Origin of the sequence: Bradyrhizobium sp. Ce-3 (genome assembly GCF_022835695.1) — a bacterium.
Lineage (GTDB): Bacteria > Pseudomonadota > Alphaproteobacteria > Rhizobiales > Xanthobacteraceae > Bradyrhizobium.
Genome location: NZ_BQUV01000031.1, coordinates 1 through 404, shown reverse-complemented (window position 1 = coordinate 404; position 404 = coordinate 1). Strand labels below are relative to the sequence as shown.

The 404-nt window shown below is 55.7% G+C and carries 1 protein-coding gene; it reads right to left on the bottom strand.

The window, feature by feature from the left end; genetic code table 11:
- Positions 1–220, bottom strand: a 220-nt coding sequence (locus BRSPCE3_RS35690; protein ID WP_244071797.1) for a hypothetical protein, incomplete at its 3' end; no start/stop codon positions are given.
- Between the last annotated feature and the right edge of the window lie 184 nt (positions 221–404).

Sequence of the window (404 nt, the reverse complement as noted above, 5' to 3'; positions counted from 1 at the left end):
AAAAGGCTTCAGTGGTCTTCACAGGGCCTGTGAAGAAAGGGTCGACCGCAGCAACCCTGTATTTGACCACAAGCTCGATGGTCCCATGTGTCATGTCCTCTCCTTCAGGGCTGTCGTTGCTTGCCTGAAGTCGGATGGAATCAAAGCCCGCCTCGCTGAGGGGCACGCCGGGATGGTTTGGGGTGGAATACAGAGTATAAATGCCATTTACCCCAGGCATGACAGCTATTTTTCCCCGGAAAAAGTATTCGAGGAGGGCCGCATTGTAGCCTATGGCGCGGGGGAGGAGCTCTTGGGCGTAATCGCGGTGGACTCTTTCATCGCGAATGAGCGGCGGGTGACTGTAACATGCCCCTGCCTGGAAACAGTCATATGCCAGGTACCCAAAGGCCGCGAGGGTATAC